The 16,970-nt window shown below is 37.0% G+C and carries 18 protein-coding genes; 6 read left to right on the forward strand and 12 right to left on the reverse strand.

The window, feature by feature from the left end:
- Positions 1-337 precede the first annotated feature (337 nt).
- Complete coding sequence (nadC, locus tag AN490_RS09005) at positions 338-1,219, forward strand: carboxylating nicotinate-nucleotide diphosphorylase (RefSeq protein ID WP_148762970.1); 882 nt, start codon at positions 338-340, stop codon at positions 1,217-1,219.
- A 105-nt stretch (positions 1,220-1,324) separates the two neighbouring features.
- Here the strand turns inward: nadC and AN490_RS09010 are convergent, their stop codons facing one another.
- From AN490_RS09010 to AN490_RS09030, 5 genes are all read right to left on the reverse strand, one after another.
- Positions 1,325-2,518 carry an LL-diaminopimelate aminotransferase gene (locus AN490_RS09010; RefSeq protein ID WP_300002122.1) on the reverse strand — a complete coding sequence of 398 codons (1,194 nt, stop codon included), beginning with the start codon at positions 2,516-2,518 and terminating at the stop codon, positions 1,325-1,327.
- A gap of 66 nt (positions 2,519-2,584) precedes the next feature.
- A complete protein-coding gene (locus AN490_RS09015) occupies positions 2,585-2,920 on the reverse strand; it encodes a co-chaperone YbbN (protein WP_300002125.1) in 336 nt (111 codons plus the stop codon).
- Positions 2,921-3,132: 212 nt separating this feature from the next.
- Positions 3,133-3,924 carry a PspA/IM30 family protein gene (locus AN490_RS09020; RefSeq protein WP_015081576.1) on the reverse strand — a complete coding sequence of 264 codons (792 nt, stop codon included), beginning with the start codon at positions 3,922-3,924 and terminating at the stop codon, positions 3,133-3,135.
- Positions 3,925-4,090: 166 nt separating this feature from the next.
- On the reverse strand, positions 4,091-4,798 hold the full coding sequence (locus AN490_RS09025; RefSeq protein WP_300002024.1) for a PspA/IM30 family protein: 708 nt from the start codon (positions 4,796-4,798) through the stop codon (positions 4,091-4,093).
- A gap of 154 nt (positions 4,799-4,952) precedes the next feature.
- A complete protein-coding gene (locus AN490_RS09030) occupies positions 4,953-6,134 on the reverse strand; it encodes a hypothetical protein (RefSeq protein WP_300002027.1) in 1,182 nt (393 codons plus the stop codon).
- Positions 6,135-6,302: 168 nt separating this feature from the next.
- Here AN490_RS09030 and AN490_RS09035 point away from each other — a divergent pair, with 168 nt between their 5' ends.
- On the forward strand, positions 6,303-6,848 hold the full coding sequence (locus AN490_RS09035; RefSeq protein ID WP_148762978.1) for a DciA family protein: 546 nt from the start codon (positions 6,303-6,305) through the stop codon (positions 6,846-6,848).
- A 351-nt stretch (positions 6,849-7,199) separates the two neighbouring features.
- Entirely contained in the window at positions 7,200-7,514 is a 315-nt protein-coding gene (locus tag AN490_RS09040) for a hypothetical protein (RefSeq protein ID WP_015081580.1), read from the forward strand.
- Between the two features lie 214 nt (positions 7,515-7,728).
- On the opposite strand, the gene menB is transcribed toward AN490_RS09040, so the two are convergent.
- On the reverse strand, positions 7,729-8,562 hold the full coding sequence (menB, locus tag AN490_RS09045) for a 1,4-dihydroxy-2-naphthoyl-CoA synthase (RefSeq protein WP_300002128.1): 834 nt from the start codon (positions 8,560-8,562) through the stop codon (positions 7,729-7,731).
- Between the two features lie 47 nt (positions 8,563-8,609).
- A complete protein-coding gene (locus AN490_RS09050; protein WP_300002032.1) occupies positions 8,610-8,738 on the reverse strand; it encodes a hypothetical protein in 129 nt (42 codons plus the stop codon).
- 165 nt (positions 8,739-8,903) lie between these two features.
- Here AN490_RS09050 and AN490_RS09055 point away from each other — a divergent pair, with 165 nt between their 5' ends.
- A complete protein-coding gene (locus AN490_RS09055; protein ID WP_300002035.1) occupies positions 8,904-10,265 on the forward strand; it encodes a serine/threonine-protein kinase in 1,362 nt (453 codons plus the stop codon).
- Between the two features lie 292 nt (positions 10,266-10,557).
- Here the strand turns inward: AN490_RS09055 and AN490_RS09060 are convergent, their stop codons facing one another.
- The 5 genes from AN490_RS09060 to AN490_RS09080 all read right to left on the reverse strand — a co-directional run bounded on the left by AN490_RS09060 (position 10,558) and on the right by AN490_RS09080 (position 14,617).
- Positions 10,558-11,115: a hypothetical protein gene (locus AN490_RS09060; RefSeq protein ID WP_300002038.1), complete on the reverse strand. Its 558-nt coding sequence runs from the start codon at positions 11,113-11,115 to the stop codon at positions 10,558-10,560.
- Between the two features lie 105 nt (positions 11,116-11,220).
- Positions 11,221-12,417, reverse strand: a complete 1,197-nt coding sequence (locus AN490_RS09065; RefSeq protein WP_300002041.1) for a GUN4 domain-containing protein — start codon at positions 12,415-12,417, stop codon at positions 11,221-11,223.
- Between the two features lie 10 nt (positions 12,418-12,427).
- A complete protein-coding gene (locus AN490_RS09070) occupies positions 12,428-13,234 on the reverse strand; it encodes a serine protease (RefSeq protein ID WP_300002044.1) in 807 nt (268 codons plus the stop codon).
- Positions 13,235-13,240: 6 nt separating this feature from the next.
- The gene (locus tag AN490_RS09075; protein WP_300002047.1) at positions 13,241-13,792 is read right to left on the reverse strand and encodes a COP23 domain-containing protein; all 552 of its coding nucleotides are present in this window, start codon (positions 13,790-13,792) and stop codon (positions 13,241-13,243) included.
- 237 nt (positions 13,793-14,029) lie between these two features.
- Positions 14,030-14,617: a Uma2 family endonuclease gene (locus AN490_RS09080; protein ID WP_300002050.1), complete on the reverse strand. Its 588-nt coding sequence runs from the start codon at positions 14,615-14,617 to the stop codon at positions 14,030-14,032.
- A gap of 553 nt (positions 14,618-15,170) precedes the next feature.
- Here AN490_RS09080 and AN490_RS09085 point away from each other — a divergent pair.
- Together AN490_RS09085 and AN490_RS09090 are read left to right on the forward strand one after the other, a co-directional pair.
- Positions 15,171-16,286 (forward strand): DUF262 domain-containing protein, encoded by a 1,116-nt coding sequence (locus tag AN490_RS09085; RefSeq protein ID WP_300002053.1) that lies wholly within the window; start codon positions 15,171-15,173, stop codon positions 16,284-16,286.
- The gene (locus tag AN490_RS09090) at positions 16,283-16,948 is read left to right on the forward strand and encodes an MAE_28990/MAE_18760 family HEPN-like nuclease (protein ID WP_300002056.1); all 666 of its coding nucleotides are present in this window, start codon (positions 16,283-16,285) and stop codon (positions 16,946-16,948) included. The genes AN490_RS09085 and AN490_RS09090 overlap by 4 nt, the downstream gene beginning before the upstream one ends.
- Positions 16,949-16,970: the final 22 nt, after the last annotated feature.

Below are 16,970 nucleotides of genomic sequence, written 5' to 3' on the forward strand. Positions count from 1 at the left end.
TGTATTCTGGCTTTCAAACTATAATATTTTCAAGGTTCGGTGCGACTTTTGGCGTTGCTTTTGTTTCGCTTCGCTTCAGGCACTTATTTAAGATATCGAATCTCCTTTGGTTTGTCAACTACTTTTTCAAACTATTTTGAAGATTGTTTTTTCGTTCTGTCTGAAATCCTTGTGAGACAAGGGTTGTGAGTGTTAAAATCCTGAATTTTCTGCCCTGTTAGTGGTGTTTTTGATTGGGCTGACTTGGTGGAGTTCCACGTCTGGGGTTTTTTGATTCATTAGAGAAGGGAAGACAATTATTGATAGTGTTGAGTGGATATAGATATTAGAAGATGATATGAAGAGTTCAGTGGCTGTACTACCACCGTTTTTGGTGCTGGATCAATTGTTGCAAAGTTGGTTGTTGGAAGATATTGGTAGGGGAGATCGCACTACTCAATCTTTATTATCCCCAAATTCCGCGAGAGGACAAGCTAAGTGGATAGCTAAAGCACCTGGGATAATTGCGGGTTTACCAGTTGCGGCTAGGGTGTTTAAGCTTTTAAATAATGAGGTTGATTTTATCAGTTTGACTGATGAGGGTACACCATGTGAACCGGGACAGGTGATAGCAGAAATCAATGGTTCTCTTGATACGCTGTTGATGGGGGAACGGGTGGCGTTGAATTTGGTGATGCGATTAAGTGGAATTGCCAGTTTGACTAATATATATGTAGAAAAAATAGCTGATTTACCTGCTCAGTTGGTGGATACGCGCAAAACTACTCCAGGGTTGAGAATTTTGGAAAAGTACGCTACTGCTTTGGGTGGTGCTATGAATCACCGCATGGGTTTGGATGATGCGGTGATGATTAAGGATAATCATATTGTTGCTGCTGGAGGAATTGGGGAGGCTGTTACCCGCATTCGTTCTCATGTTCCTTATCCTCTGACTATTGAGGTGGAAACGGAAAATTTAGCTCAGGTGCGGGAAGCGTTACAGCACAAAGTTGATATTATTATGTTGGATAATATGTCTTTGTCTATGATGAGTGAGGCTGTATTATTGATTCGTAAAGAAGATAGTCGGGTGAAGATTGAGGCTTCGGGAAATGTAACTTTGGAGACTGTTCGCGCTGTGGCGGAAACTGGTGTTGATTATATTTCTACTAGTGCGCCTATTACTCAGTCTAAATGGTTGGATTTGAGTATGAGAATGGTAAACTGTCTGATAGCGTAGCGTGGCGCAAGCCATATCAGGATATCCATCGATTAAAGGATTAACAGGATGAGAAATTTACCAATTACCAATTACCAGGCTCAATTAGATGACTAGCAACTTGAGTTAATAGAGGAACTGGGAAATTCTCTCTACAGCAGTTTCTAAGATTTCTGGTTTTTGTACTAATGCAAAGCGAACGTATCCTTCACCGAATTTACCAAAGCCGATACCTGGAGAAGCTGCTACACCTGTTTTTTTGACTAATTCTGTGCAAAATTCTCTTGAATTATGACTCCATTGTGTAGGTAATTTTGCCCAAATGTACATTGTGGCTTGGGGGGTGGGAACGTTCCAACCAATACGGTGTAAGGCTTTGATGAAGGTGTCGCGGCGTTGACGAAAAGTATCAACGGCAGATTTTACACCATCTTGGGGTCCGGTGAGGGCAGCGATCGCTCCGTTCAAAATTCCCAAATATTGGTTAAAATCAACGGTGGCTTTGATTTGCTTTAAGGCTTGAATTAATTGCGGATTCCCAATTGCATAACCAATGCGGAAGCCGCCCATATTATAAGACTTAGACAGGGTAAAAAATTCAATGGAGACGCTTTTTTCGGGGTCTGCTTGCAATATTGAGGGAACAAGAGATTTTGAAGTTTGGGTTTCTGCTGCGAAGACTAAATCTACGTAGGGGAAGTCGTGAACGAGGACTATATTATGTTGTTGACAAAAGGCTACGGCTTCTTGAAAGAAGGATAAGGGAGCGATCGCACTGGTAGGATTATGGGGATAGCTTAATACCATTAACCGCGACTGGGCTAAAATGTTGGCGGGAATATCACTTAAAACTGGTAAAAAGTTATTTTCTGGTTTTAATGGCATGGGGTAAATTTGACCACTAGCCAAGTATACTCCCCCGGCATGGGAAGGATAACCAGGATCTAATAATAAAGCAAAATCGCCGGGATTAAGCACGGCTAAAGGCAAATGGGCTGTCCCTTCTTGAGAACCAATCAGGGGTAAAACTTCTGTTTCTGGGTCAATTGGGATACCGAATTTTTGTTCATACCATTGGGCTGCGGCTTGACGGAAATCTTGAGTACCACGAAATAATAAATAACCATGAGTGCTAGGATCATGGAGAGATTGAGCGATCGCTTCTATGACGTGATTCTCGGCTGGTAAATCTGAAGAACCCAAGGACAAATCAATTAATTCTCTTCCAGCAGCCAAAGCAATGGTCTTGGCTGTGTCCATATCCGCAAATACATTAGATTTTAAAGGTTGTAACCGGGTGGCAAATTGCATTTTAATTATTAGTCATTGGTCATTAGTCATGAGTGAGTGATCAGAAACTATGGAGTTTTGATCACTGACGGGTAACTAATTATTATTTAAATGCTGATCTAAAAAACTGAGTAATTTATTTTTACTAATTACTCCTTCAGTAGATTCTAATACTGTTTCTCCTCTTAGTAACCTAAGAGCGGGAAGACCTTCTACCCGATATTCCTTGACAGCGACTGGATTGGGATCAGCTTCTATCTTAACAATTTTTAAGCGATCGCCATAAGTTGTTGCAGCCAAGTTAATCAGTGGTGACATCAATTGACAAGGACCACACCAGGAAGCCCAAAAATAGACCAATACAGGCTGCTCGGCTTTTAATACTTCTGTTTCAAACTCAGCATCAGTGATAGTGATTACACCCTTGTTCATCATAGTCTCCATAAAGGTAGCATAAATTAATGAAGTTCGTTTACAAAATACTCTATCCCAATCTGAGAGTCAGTTGTCATACCATTTTAGATTTTAGATTTTGGATTTTAGACTATAAAAGATTTACTATATAAATTTTTGGTCTTTAAAAATGAAGCAAAATCCCACAACGAAGATGTGTGGGATTAACTGGATTAAATTATCCGTAAAAACTACAGATTATCCAATTGTTTGCGTAGAGCCTCTAATTCAGCATCAACTGGTTGAGCAGGTTTAGTTGTACTGGTTGGTTGTGCTGGAGTTGCGGTGCTGGGTTGTTCTGGGGTTAGTAGTTTTGGTTCTGGTGCAGGTGCGAGCGATGCTTTCATTGCAGCTAATTCATCATCAACATCACTACCAGATTCCAAACGTGCAAATTGGTTTTCTAAATCTGAACCTACTAATTCTGCGGTAGACTGAGCGCGAGATTCTTGAAGCAACACTTTTTCTTCCATGCGCTCAAAAGCGGACATGGCACTACTGGTACTCATCCCACTCACCATATTTCCCAATTGTTCTTGGGCTTTGGCCGCAGTAATCCGGGCTTTGAGCATTTCTTTCTTAGTTTTGGCTTCAGAAATTTTGCTCTCTAACTGGATTAAATTCTTTTTGAGACCTTCTACCTGAACAGTTTGCTGATCTAGACTAGTTTTTAAAGCCGTAGCAGTATCAGTATAAGTTTTCTTCCGCTCTAATGCTTGACGTGCTAGGTTTTCATCACCTTTTTGGAGGGCAAGTTGGGCGTTGCGTTGCCACTTATTAATTTCATTTTGTCCTTCATTATACTGTTTTTCAGTACGTTTTTGGGCGGCTATTGCTTGCGCTACCCCTTGACGCAACTTCACCATGTCCTCTTGCATTTCCAAGAGGGCTTGTTCCAGCATTTTTTCTGGATCTTCGGCTTTACTGACTAAATCGTTGAGGTTAGCACCAACTACTCGTTTAAGGCGATCAAATAATCCCATAAATTTATTTTTCCTTTAGAGGTTTACGCTCTTGGTTAGATAGTTAGCTTTTCTACTATATTAATAGCTACCCATGCCAATGTAGTCTTTCCAGTCTGAATTACTATCTTTTTTTCTATTCTGAATCATGAACCTATCAATTAGCTATATTAACCAAGCAAACTTATTATTCGGGTGTTTTGGGTAAATTATGATCTGGTTGCGGATTTTCTCCTTGATTTAGCATATAAGTTTTCATTGCTGCCAGTTCTATATCAATATCATGATCAGAATCTAAGGATGCAAATCTTTTTTCTAGATTATCACCACCCAGTGTACTAGCAACTTCTGATTGTGCTTCTATCTGTAAAACTTTTTCTTCCATTCGTTCTAATGCACCTAAACTAGATGTGGCAGAAGCACCAGTTAGCATTTCCTGAAGCCGATAAGAAGCTTCGGCCGAACGTGCGCGAGCGATATACATATCTTTTTTGGTTTTCACTTCAGCCAGTTTTAACTCTAGAGTCCGCATATCTTGCTTTAATTTGGCTACTACATCTTTTTGCTGTTGAATTTGACTGGTTAAGGTTGTAGCGGTTTCTTGGTAAAATTTGCGTTTGGTGAGGGCTTCCCGTGCGAGAGACTCATTGCCTTGCTGGAGGGCTAATTGGGCGCGACGATACCATTCTTCACCTTGGGATTCTCCTGCGGCTGCTTGGCGTTCTGTGCGCTTTTGGGTGGCGATCGCTTGAGCTACCCCTTGACGCAATTGTACCAAATTCTCCTGCATTTCCATGAAAGCTTTTTCCAGAATTTTTTCTGGATCTTCTGCATTGCTGACTAAAGTATTGAAATTAGCGCGAATCACCCGCAGAATACGGTTAATAACTTCCATGTTGGCTCTACCGAATGAGTATGAATTAGCCAGGCTTCGCCCCGCTTCGCTAACACGCAAAGGCGCAAAGGCGCAAAGGCGCAAAGGTAAGAGTTTTCGGAATTAAAATTAAGTGAATTTCATTCCTGAATTCAGCAATACCAAGGTTTTTTTATTATGGCTCTTGTAACCGTCCTTTGATCCCTTTTGCTTCTAATTCTTGCAATTTCCGCTTAATCTCATCCTTGGTTTTCAATGCACCTAAATAAATAAATTTTTGATTGGGTGATAAATAAGCATCAGGAACTACTTGCTTTGCTGCTGTTAAAGCTTTGTCGCCTTGATTATCAGCAATAATATAATAGTAGCCGTTAGTTGACAGTTTCACATCTTCTGTAAGGGGTGATGCGGTGGCTGTAGGCTTTGGTAGAGGTGTGGAAAGAGTAGAAAGAGGGGAAAGAGTGGGTAATGGAGTTATAGGAGTTATAGGAGTTATAGGAGTTATGGGGGGTTGAATAGCTAGGGGAGTGGGGACGATTTGGGGAGTGGGTTTAATCTTTGGTGTTAAATCTACGATATCTTGAGGATCTCTGACTTGTCGAAATTCTTGGGTAGCTAAATTAGGATATTTGACTATGGGAGTGATTTTGGGTTCGCTAGTTGGTTGAGAATTATTTTCTATTACTTCAGTATTTACCGCAATTGGTGATGAATTATTGTTTGTTAAGTTACTGAAATTAAATTTAGGCAAAGTTTTGGGATTTAAGACTACATAGCCTAAAGTTAAAGTTGCTAACAATAGCAATAGCATTGAACCAATTTCCAGAGGGGATAGCACACTGTCACGGGATTTGGGAGAATTAGGAGTTTGAGTTTGTGGTGCAACGGCAGTCAAACTCCGTAATAATGCTTCACTAGATTCTAAATAATCATCTGGTTGTTTAGGAGTATCGTTTGTGGTGAGGAGGGTTTGGTTTTCAACAGATTGAATTTTGGTGGGAACTATACTACTGCTAGATTTTTCTAAGTTTGGAGGGGTGGGGGTTTCTTCTATTTCGGAAATAGCAAACTCCTGGGGAAAATTAATTGCTTCAGTCTCTCTCGTCAACAACGAATTTTCTGGGGGAGTGGCTATGGGAGGAACTGCTGGTAGTTGAATATCTGTTAACAAGGCTGTTTTTTTATTTATTGTGTAACTTTCTACACTGCTTAATGGTTGTTGTCTGGCGTTTTTGCGTGTCCGTCGGTATCTGGTTAATTCTTGATCTAATTGTACTTCTAAACTAGCCAGTGCTGTAGTCAGAGCAGGGTTTAAGACTGGTGTTTGCGAAGAATCTATAAGAGGATTTTGATTCATTGTTTAAGATGGAGTTAGGGTAGATGATTAAATTAATTTTCAATATAAGTAGGTTAGCATTGAAAATCGTCGTTATGGCACTAGGCAAGAGGCAAGACTTAGGCGTGAGCGATTTGTCGAATGCTGGCCGTCCCACAATAGTTAAAATAGTAAAACTACTAACAAAATATGTCTTTTAAGTCAATTGATCAAGTTTTAGGGAATATTCAACGTTCACCACAATGGCAAGAACAGGTATTTCCACGGTTGCTGAAGTGTTGGGTGGAAGTTGTGGGGACTGCGGTTGCTGCTCAAACTCGTCCTTTGTCAGTTCAACGTGATGTAGTGTGGGTAGCAACTTCTAGTGCTGCTTGGGCGCAAAATTTGACCTTTGGACGGAAAACTATATTGATGAAATTAAATGATAAGCTCTCCACCTCTTTGGTGGATATTCGTTTTTCGACAGCAGAGTGGAAAAATTCCTCAACGACGGGAACAGAACCAACTGTTTCGGCATCTGAACATCCTAGTTATGTGGTTGATGATTTAACTACTGAGAAGTTAGTTATATCTAGTCTTGACAATGCTTTGGGTGTTTTTGAGAATTGGGCGAAGAAGATGCAAGAGCGATCGCATCATCTCCCTTTATGTCCCCAATGTCAATGTCCCACTCCACCGGGTGAACTAGAACGCTGGGATGTTTGTTCTCTCTGCTGCACTAAGCTGTTAGGGTAGAAAATAAGCCCTGATTAAAAATATTGAACTATTATAAATCATTGAGTAAAGTAGATGCTAAGGATGAATTTTAAATCCATCTAAAGTCAGGTTTTTCCAAGATGAGCAAATCTAAAATAAAACTTTTAACCTTGATCCCCATTACGTTTCAGACAAAAACAAGTGTGTGAACACTTCAATAATCATTTACAAATATAACAAGAATCTAAAGACATCATAAAGTTTATTTATCGCTAATAATCGCTAGAACCTATAGCCAATAATGAGTTTTCGCCTTTCATGCCTATTTTGATGAAGAAGCAAGATATATAAGTGTGATAACTAGTCCTACGGTATTGAAGATGAAGGCACATGAAACTAATTAAGCGTTTAACATCTACCTGTCGTTATTGTCGTTATTACCAACCACAGGGTCGTCGTGGTGGTATGTGTGAAAAGTTGAGCGCACCAGTTCAAGGGGTTTGGAAGGCCTGTCCTTTCGCCTTAGCAGCTTTTGCACCTGCTTGGGAAACCTTAGAAGAAGCTTGGAGTTTACCAGTAGCCAGACCTATTTTTTCGGCTGCTCAAACTCTTCCGACCGATTTGGATCATCTTACAGTAGCCTCTGTTGAAGATATCCCTACTTCCGCTGCACAAGAAGTAAAAAATCAGAGCGTACTAATTTAACTACCTATTATTACGGTCATCAATTTTCCTTCTACCTTAATAAAATTTGACTGGCAATTCGTTAGTGTTTCCAATTTTGACATCTTCGGAAATCGCACCTTCCACAACAGGTGCGATTTTGGTATATTTCAAAATCTCAAACTTTGCGCCTTTGCTCCTTTGTGCCTTTGCGCGAAAGATAATTCATACAGCCATTATGCAACGGCGAATAAATTTAAGGCAACCAGGGAAAATCCCGAAAGTTAGGGGGACGTTTTTCTAAAAATGCTTGTTTTCCTTCTGCTCCTTCTTCTGTCATGTAATAAAGGAGAGTAGCGTTACCGGAGAGTTCTTGTAAACCAGCTTGTCCGTCGCAGTCGGCGTTAAATGCTGATTTGAGACAACGAATGGCTATGGGACTTTTTTCTAAGACTTCTTGCGCCCATTTTATCCCTTCTATTTCTAGTTGTTCTATGGGAACGACGGTATTAACTAAGCCCATTTCTAAGGCTGCTTGGGCGTTATATTGACGACAGAGAAACCAGATTTCTCGCGCTTTTTTTTGCCCTACTATTCGTGCTAAATAACTTGCACCAAAACCACCGTCAAAACTGCCTACTTTGGGGCCTGTTTGCCCAAAAATGGCGTTATCAGCAGCAATGGTTAAATCACAAATTAAATGAAGAACATGACCGCCGCCAATAGCATAACCCGCGACTAGGGCAATAACGACTTTCGGCATGGAACGAATGAGGCGTTGTAAGTCGAGGACGTTTAAACGGGGGATTCCGGCATCATCTACATAACCTGCTTGTCCCCGCACACTTTGATCTCCACCTGAACAAAAGGCGTATTTACCGTCTGTGTGGGGTCCTGCACCAGTAAATAACACTACGCCAATGCTGGTATCTTCTTTGGCATCCCAAAAGGCTTCGTATAGTTCAAATACGGTTTTGGGACGGAATGCGTTCCGTTTGTGGGGACGGTTGATGGTGATTTTGGCGATACCGTCGGTTTTTTGATAGATGATGTCTTCGTAGGTTTTGACGGTTTTCCAGTCGGTTTCTATCATGGATAATTTGCGATGCTGTGTTTGAGAATTTTATCTGTTTAACACTATCTATCCCTTAATGCAATAGATAATTGTCGTAGTCTTTCACTAACTTCTAAATTAGATTCTTGTGATTTTAAATTATTCGGTATTTCCGCTAATAAAAGTGAATTTCCTTGTAACCATTCATTCATCGCTACCCCTGTCTAATGAAATCTTTGCTGGGCAATATTTTCAGGCTTTTATTTCTCTAAATTTTTAATTCCTAAATTTGTTTTAATATCTGCAAAATGTGGGTTAGATGTCAGAATTTGTGTCATAATCAATCCTAAACGCATTCTGAGTACAGGGTGAGTCTAATGATAGGCACGATTATAGACAAGCGTTATCACATTATTCAAAATCTGGGACAAGGTGGATTTGGGACTACCTTTTTAGCGAAAGACACCAAACGACCAGGAAATCCTCTTTGTGTTGTTAAGCAGTTTACACCAGCCAGTACAGACCCAGCGACTTTAATAATACTTAAAAGGCTTTTTGAACAAGAAGCAGTAACCCTAGAAATGTTAGGTAAACATGACCAAATTCCCCAACTTTTAGCCCACATAGAAGAATATCAGGAATTTTATATAGTTCAAGAATATATAAAAGGTAATGATTTGAGTGATGAATTAATATCAGGTCAAAAAATGAGTGAATCTGATGTTATTCAACTCCTAATAGAAATTTTAGAAGTCTTAGAATTTGTTCATAAATACAAAGTTATTCACCGAGATATTAAACCAGATAATATCCGTCGTCGTCATTTAGATAATACAATTTTCCTGATTGATTTTGGTGCAGTTAAAGAAGTTCGTACACAGCTAGTTAATAAACAGGGACAAATTACTTCTACTGTAATTATTGGGACTCCTGGTTATATGCCACTTGAACAACAAAGAGGTAAACCACAATTGAGTAGTGATATTTATGCAGTGGGAATAATTGCTATTCAAGCAATCACAGGTTTATTACCTGATAAATTAGAAGAAGATATAAAGACGGGGGAAATTATTTGGCGTAAATATGTAAATGTTAGTCCCAAACTAGGAACTGTTTTAGATAAAATGGTAAGTTATGATTTTCGTAAGCGTTACCCTACAGCAAAGGAAGCATTACAAGCAGTTAAAAAGTTATTACCGCAGTCTCTAGATTGGAAGTTGCTGCTGGGATTAGTAATGACAATATTTATCAGCTTAACTATTTTAGTTATTACCAAAAAAGATGATTTTAATGTATATGAAAATTCTCAATATGGGATAAAGGTAAGATATCCAAAAACCTGGGAAAGACAAGATTTAGAAAACCCAATTACAGCCGAAGTTGTGACTTTTATCTCTCCTAAACAAAGTGATAAAGATAATTTTCAAGAAAAGGTGACAATTAGCGTTGATAAGTTTTCTGGCAGATTAGATGATTGGCAAAAATCCAGTATTCAGGAAATTAATAATACTGTATCAGGTGCAAAGATTGTTGATAAAAGTGTAACGAATTTGGCAAATAAAGAAGCTAGTAAATTGGTGTTTACGGGTAAAAATGGTAAAGATATTTTAAAGAATATGCAGGTTGTGACTTTAAAAGGTGATCAGGCTTATACGATTACTTATACTGCGAAAATAGATAATTATGATCAGTTTTTGGAAACAGCAGACAAGATGATTAATTCATTGGAAATTGATTAATTGTCAGAATTAGGATATCCAGGATTTGAGGATTTTCAGGATAAAAATAACATTCTCTTCGTGTGTTTTTGTGTGTTATGTTTCGCGCAAAGTTGCAAAGGAGGAAAGACGCAAAGAAGAAAGTAACTGTAATAATAGAAAATTATCATTCAATTACAATCAAATATCCTAAAGTCCTGATTAAGTCATTCTTTGCGCCTTTGCATGAGATAATTATTAATTATTTAAGTTTGATTGCTGCTAAATTTGTCTAACAAATAGCAGCAGTTCATTATTTACAGATAGTTAGTCTTCAAGGACACTCTTTTACTTTATTGGATACCCACCGACGACAAGGAGAGAAAAAATCTTTACCTTTTTCTGCACAGTATCCTTTATCGACCTCTATTTTTGCTCTAGAAATTTCTTCCACTGTAGAACTTTCATTCACAAAAGCAGAAAATTGTCCCCTTTCAAGCACTGAATTTTCTTGTCTAATCTCATATTCAAAATCATTCTTATTATTCGCTTTAACAACAAATACTCTATTACTATGTTGAGTACCAGTAGTTATGTCAGTTGACTCGGATGATCTACCTTTGCTATAGTCACGGTCTGTAAAGGGAAAATTATCGGGAGCCATCCCCCTGCTAATATTTCTGATAATCACCTTTCTACCATTTTTTGGAGGTTCTGTAGAGGATGTAAACCAGGCTTTCACTTTGCCTACATAAATTTGGGAACTAGGACATTCCCCTACATATTTATATAAAGGTAGGACTATTTGATTAAGTTCTGATTGTCCTTCAATTTCAAAACCAACTTCAGGCTGATTAGAAGAAGACTGTCCCCAAGCTGGGAAAGATTGCATTAGTATTAATGGCGTTGAAAATAAAAAAATCTTGATTAAGTAGGATAGATAGCTAATTCTTCTGGACATTTTTCACCTCAGTAGATTACAAAATACTCAACTAAATTATATCTTGCAACTATCTAAATACGCAATAAATTTTCCCCAAATTGGTCCATCTAAAAACAATCTGGGAAGGTGTCCTAAAGGAGCATTTAAAGAGTAGTTAATCTTATCGTTGTGTAAAAATCTACCGCGATAGCGCCAACCTACCTCAGTAGCAAAATCTTCAAAATGTTCGTTAGTTGGTTCAAATTTAGTACCAAACAGACTTTTCCACTTCTGTGCTTGTACCGTAAAACCAAACCTCCCTTGACTGTTAGTTTTCCACATTTGATTTATCCTACTCAAACTGGTGCAAGATAATCGGGAAATTCCCTGTTCATTAATTGTATTAGAACTTTGAGTCATAGCAAACAAGAGAGATTTTGTTTCTTGATCAGCTTCTTTCCAGTTGCCTTGAGATAGTAATTCTTCCAATTTATCAGTATTATTCCCAGTAGTGACTATTTCTTCTGTTGGAGAACTCATATCTACATTTACGCCAATTCTAGTTAATAATGGTAGAAAAACACTGCTGGGAATTCCTAAATTTCTTCCTGATTTTATAATACCAACATCGGGATTGATAGCATCTGAAGTTATATCAGTTGCTCCTTCTCCTCTACCATGTATTCCTATGAGTTGCTTGGCATCATTCAGAACTGCTCCTCCACTCATCCCCGGTAATGTAGGATTGTCATAAATTAAATTATAGCCATTATTATTAATAGAATTTTTAGTAAGATTATCAATTACTTTCCCATCACGGCAATCATAAATAGATGCTTTTATTGCTCCAGTTTTCACTGGATAACCAGATACATACAATTTTGTTCGTCTTTTTATTTTTTCAGAATTACTCAATTTAGCAATCTGATAATTTTGGTGGCTCGTAAATTCTAAAATAGCTAAATCAATATTATTTGCTAGGCGTTTTACTGTTTGATAATTGACTTGATGGGTTTGTTTGTCTACGGTCAATATTTCATATTTAAATTTGGGATTTTTAACAACATGATAGGCCGTAAGGACAGTATAAGTATTACCAGTTCTTTTAATAATTACACCAGATCCCGGTTCTTTACTATTGATTAAAACAGTGATTTTTTCAGCACTTCCATCTACTTGATTATTACTACATATTGCTTTGGTAATTTCTGGCTGAATAAATGTGATTAATACTCCACTAATTACTGTTAATATTCTATAATTAAGCCTCATAATTTCACCTCTATTTATCTTTATGTAACCAAGGATAATTCTGCTTGCTTTCAAATTCCCCCATCATTTGCACAACCCTATCTATTGGTATAGCCCAACTCAAACCCACTATTTCCTGATGTAACTTTTCCTCTGCTTGCGAACCATCAATAAACACAGAGGGAGCATCCCATAAAGGATAAGCGTGCATTCCATTTACACCCACAACCTCACCCTGTTTATTCAATAAAGCACCGCCACTCATCCCCTTTTCTAAACGATTTGTATAGCCCACCTGATAACCAGCCTCTAAAGCTTTTGATAATATCAAAGATACCTTACCACCAATAAATACAAAGCTGATTTTTTCGCTTTCTTCTTCCATAGGAAACCCGGCAATAAATATCTCATCTTCTACTTTGGGAACAGTACCCAAATTTGCGACAGAATAAGATTTTTTAATAGTCGAAAATTGCAATATTGCTAAATCATAATTCTGGAAATTCACATTTTTTTGTACATCTGCTTTGTATATTTCTCCATCTGGTGTTTGAATACGATAGGGTGGATTATCTGCTCGCAAAACATGGGCATTTGTTAATACTGTATAAACTGAATTTTGTTTATTTAGTAATATTCCTGAACCCAAAAAATCTGTTGATAATATCTTGACAGTCATAGCGGCCGCTTTTTCCTGCAACTGTGCTGCTGATAATGGAATTGGCGATTGTGTTATGCTAGTTTGTTTGGCGGAAATACTGATACTTTCCGCCGAACTTGAAAGCAACATTGACAAACCGCCAATACAGGCGACAAATTTTAATATCCGCCAAATCATGTTAATTTAATCCGGTTCAACTGTGGCATTATCCAGGTAAAGCTGGAAGTCAATATTAATTGCGTCACCTGCACTTTCATCGACTGTTGTCTTACCAGCAGCTAAACCCCGACGGTCTAAGAGTCTGCGGAGAGTAGCACTGGGATTAACTCCACGTTTGAGAGTAAATAATAAATTATTACTTGTACAACCAGTATTTTGGCTAGTACCAGCACAAACAACTGGTTCACCTCTCAGCGTCCCAGTGGTGATATTTTTCAGAGTACCGTTGTCATTACTCCTTTGAAATCTGCGCGATACTTCGTCACAACGACGTTGAGCAGTCCAAGGTGGTGGAAAGTAAGCATTAGAAGTCCAGCGAACTATTATTACTTTTCTACTATCTTGAGTACGGACAAAGGTAACAGGTATACCTTTACTTTTGCCACAGTAAAAAGTTGTGCCTTCAGCGTGGCTGGGTTGGTTGGTAGTCGCAATTGTCGTTAATGCTGTCAGGGAAGCGAGAATGACAGTTTGTGTCACCCCTATCCACCCTTGACTAAATAACCTTTTTTTCATAACTTTAGGTAATTTTTGCGATATTAATTTGATACTGTTATTATAATAAATTATATGTAAACATGGACAAGTTTGGGCAACTCACGGACTAATTTATATTCAAAACGTCTTAATCGTGTGATTCTATAGTAGGGGTTTAGCAGTACCAAACCCCTACAAATCTAGGTTTTTCCTAATCTTGTAAAAGTTAATTTCCCAAGCGTGTTTAGTATATAGCAGAAAATAGAGTTATATTAATTATTCATTTTCATTAACTTGTGTAAAATTCACCTGTTCATATAAGTCACTCAAAGCAATCTGAAAATCTATGGTTTCCAATATCAAAATATCCGATTCAGACTGTAATTCTGTGAATATCCATTTACTATCGTCGGTTTTCACATATTGCATAACATGATATTGATATTGATTAATTAAAATATATTCTTTCAATTCAGAGATAGAACGATAGTACATGAATTTATCACTTTGGTCATAATTGCTAGTTGATTTAGATAAAACTTCAGCAATTAATAAAGGATTCATCACAGTAGTTGTATTTGCACCTGTGTAAATAGGTTCTCCTTGAATTACCATGATATCAGGGTATGTATGCTGACGATAACGCGGTATCCACAAACGCACATCACCAATATACACATCATAATTTTGCTTCTTTAACCCAAATTTCAAGTTAGCAGCGAAATTCAGAGCGATTTTATTATGATTTGTTGTTCCTCCAGTCATAGGGATAATTTCTCCGTCTCGGTATTCGCTTTTATATTCTGCTTTCTCTTCTAGTTCTAAATATTCTTCTGGGGTGTAATACCGTGTTTGTGTTTGCATAATATCAACAGAGAGTTAATTATTGTGATATTAGTAATATTCCATTATACACTAACGTTATACTCGTGTAAGTTCATTTTTGTTAATGTTCATGAAATTTCCTCTAAAAATATGACAAAATATCTAAATAACTTAATCATGAGGCAAAGACTATGGTAACAGTTGTATTATCTAGAGTAATAATGTAAAATTTTATCGCGGAATTGGGATGATGCGATTCCTGCGGAACGCTATCGCTATGGTATCTCCAGCCTTTACAATTTGGTAATTATCTGTCAGGCTATCTTTTGCTATGGTCTGTAAAGGCTTTTTTATGTTCGTAGATGAAACTGGTTATGTAATTGATAATTGCAGTAATATAATATTCTGTTCATGACTTATAATTCAAGTAGGTTGGGATGAGAAAAGCCGATATCACCCCTCGTTAAAAGTTAGATTTTACTGAGTTAAAATCAACTAAAACCTAATTATAAAACCCTGACAAGATTAAACATTTACAGCTTGTAAAAGCTGGCTTTCTAGATTTTACCTTTTTTAAAATTGGAGTAATAACATGGGACTTCAGGAAGAAATTGACAAAATGAGGCAAGAGATTAGATCCGATCACTATTCAATGTCTATTGGTGAATGGATCAGCCTTTATGAAAATAACGAAATTGATATACATCCTGAATTTCAAAGGATTTTTCGTTGGACTTCTAGCCAAAAAACTAGCTTAATAGAATCTATTTTACTGGGTATACCAATTCCACCCATCTTTGTTTCTCAACGTGACGATGGTGTATGGGATGTTGTGGATGGACTACAAAGATTATCTACAATATATGAATTTGTGGGAAAATTAAAAGATGAAGATCAAAAACTTTTAGATCCATTGGTTTTAGAAAAAACTAAATATTTATCAAATTTGGAAGGAAAGAAATGGGAAGATCCTGATGATCCTATTAACTCTCTCACTTCAGCCCAACGCTTATTGATAAAAAGAGCTAAAATTGGTGCAACTATTCTTCTCAAAGAAAGTGATGAAATTGCCAAATACGAATTATTTCAAAGATTAAATAATGGTGGTTCAATAGCTACAGCACAGGAGGTAAGAAACTGTATTCTTGTCATGTATAACAAAGAAATGTTTCACTGGCTAAAAAAATTAAGTGAAAATGAAAATTTCCAAGAATGTATAGCTCTCAGTGATCGACAGAATGATGAACAATATGATATGGAATTGTTAGTAAGATTTTTGGTATTCCGTACTCTTGAAGAAAATGAAATAAAAAAAATAGGTAATGATTTAAGTATTTTCTTGACTGATAAAATTCTAGAAATTGCTAAAAATCAAGAATTTAATTATAGTGAAGAAGAAACTGCTTTTAATAAGACATTTGAAATTTTATATGACCAACTTGGAAATGAAAGTTTTCGCAGATACTCCCATACTAAAAATAGATTTTTAGGAGGATTTTTGGTTTCTGCTTATGAGGTAATTGCGTTAGGAATTGGTTACAACTACAAAAATTTATCTAATTCAGAGATTAATATCAAAGAAAAAGTAAAGCAAGTTTGGGTAAATCCTGAATACAAACAGTGGTCAAGTTCAGGAGGTTCAGGTACTTCTGCAAAGCGTAGAATACCAAACTTAGTTCCCTTGGGACGTAAAATTTTCCAGCCATGAAAATACGCACTTTAGAACAGCTTAGTGATAAGTTAGCAGAAGAACTTGCATGGCGAAAAAAAGAGCTTTCAATATTGAAAAGTTTGATTGATTCAAAGGATTTTGAATTAGCAAAAAGAAATGCATTAGTCCGCAGTGGTATTACTATGCTTTATGCTCATTGGGAAGGATTTGTTAAAGTATCAGCTAATAGCTATGTAGAATTTGTGGCTATGCAAAAGCTACCTTATAATCAACTAGCAAATAATTTTATAGCTTTGGCAATGAAAGATCAATTAGATCAAGCTAAGGAAACAGAAAAAGCAACTATATATAATGAAGTTGCAGAATTTTTTATGACTAAATTAAATGAGCGAAGTGTGATAAAATATGAATTTAGAATTGCTACGTCTAATTTATCATCATCAGTTTTTAAAGAAATAATATGTATGATTGGTTTAGATTATTCACTCTATGAATCAAAGGAAGTATTAATAGATGAAAAATTGTTAGGGAAAAGGAACATTATAGCTCATGGTAATTATCTTGATATAGATAAAAAAGATTACGATGAATTGCATAGAATAGTAATAGAAATGATGGATACGCTCAGAAACCAAATAGATAATGCTGCTGCAACAAAAGAATATTGTTGTCAAAGTCCATCTAATACATCATTATAATATTTTTCAATATTTAATTTCC

Source organism: Anabaena sp. AL09 (assembly GCF_001672255.1).
GTDB lineage: Bacteria > Cyanobacteriota > Cyanobacteriia > Cyanobacteriales > Nostocaceae > Dolichospermum > Dolichospermum lemmermannii.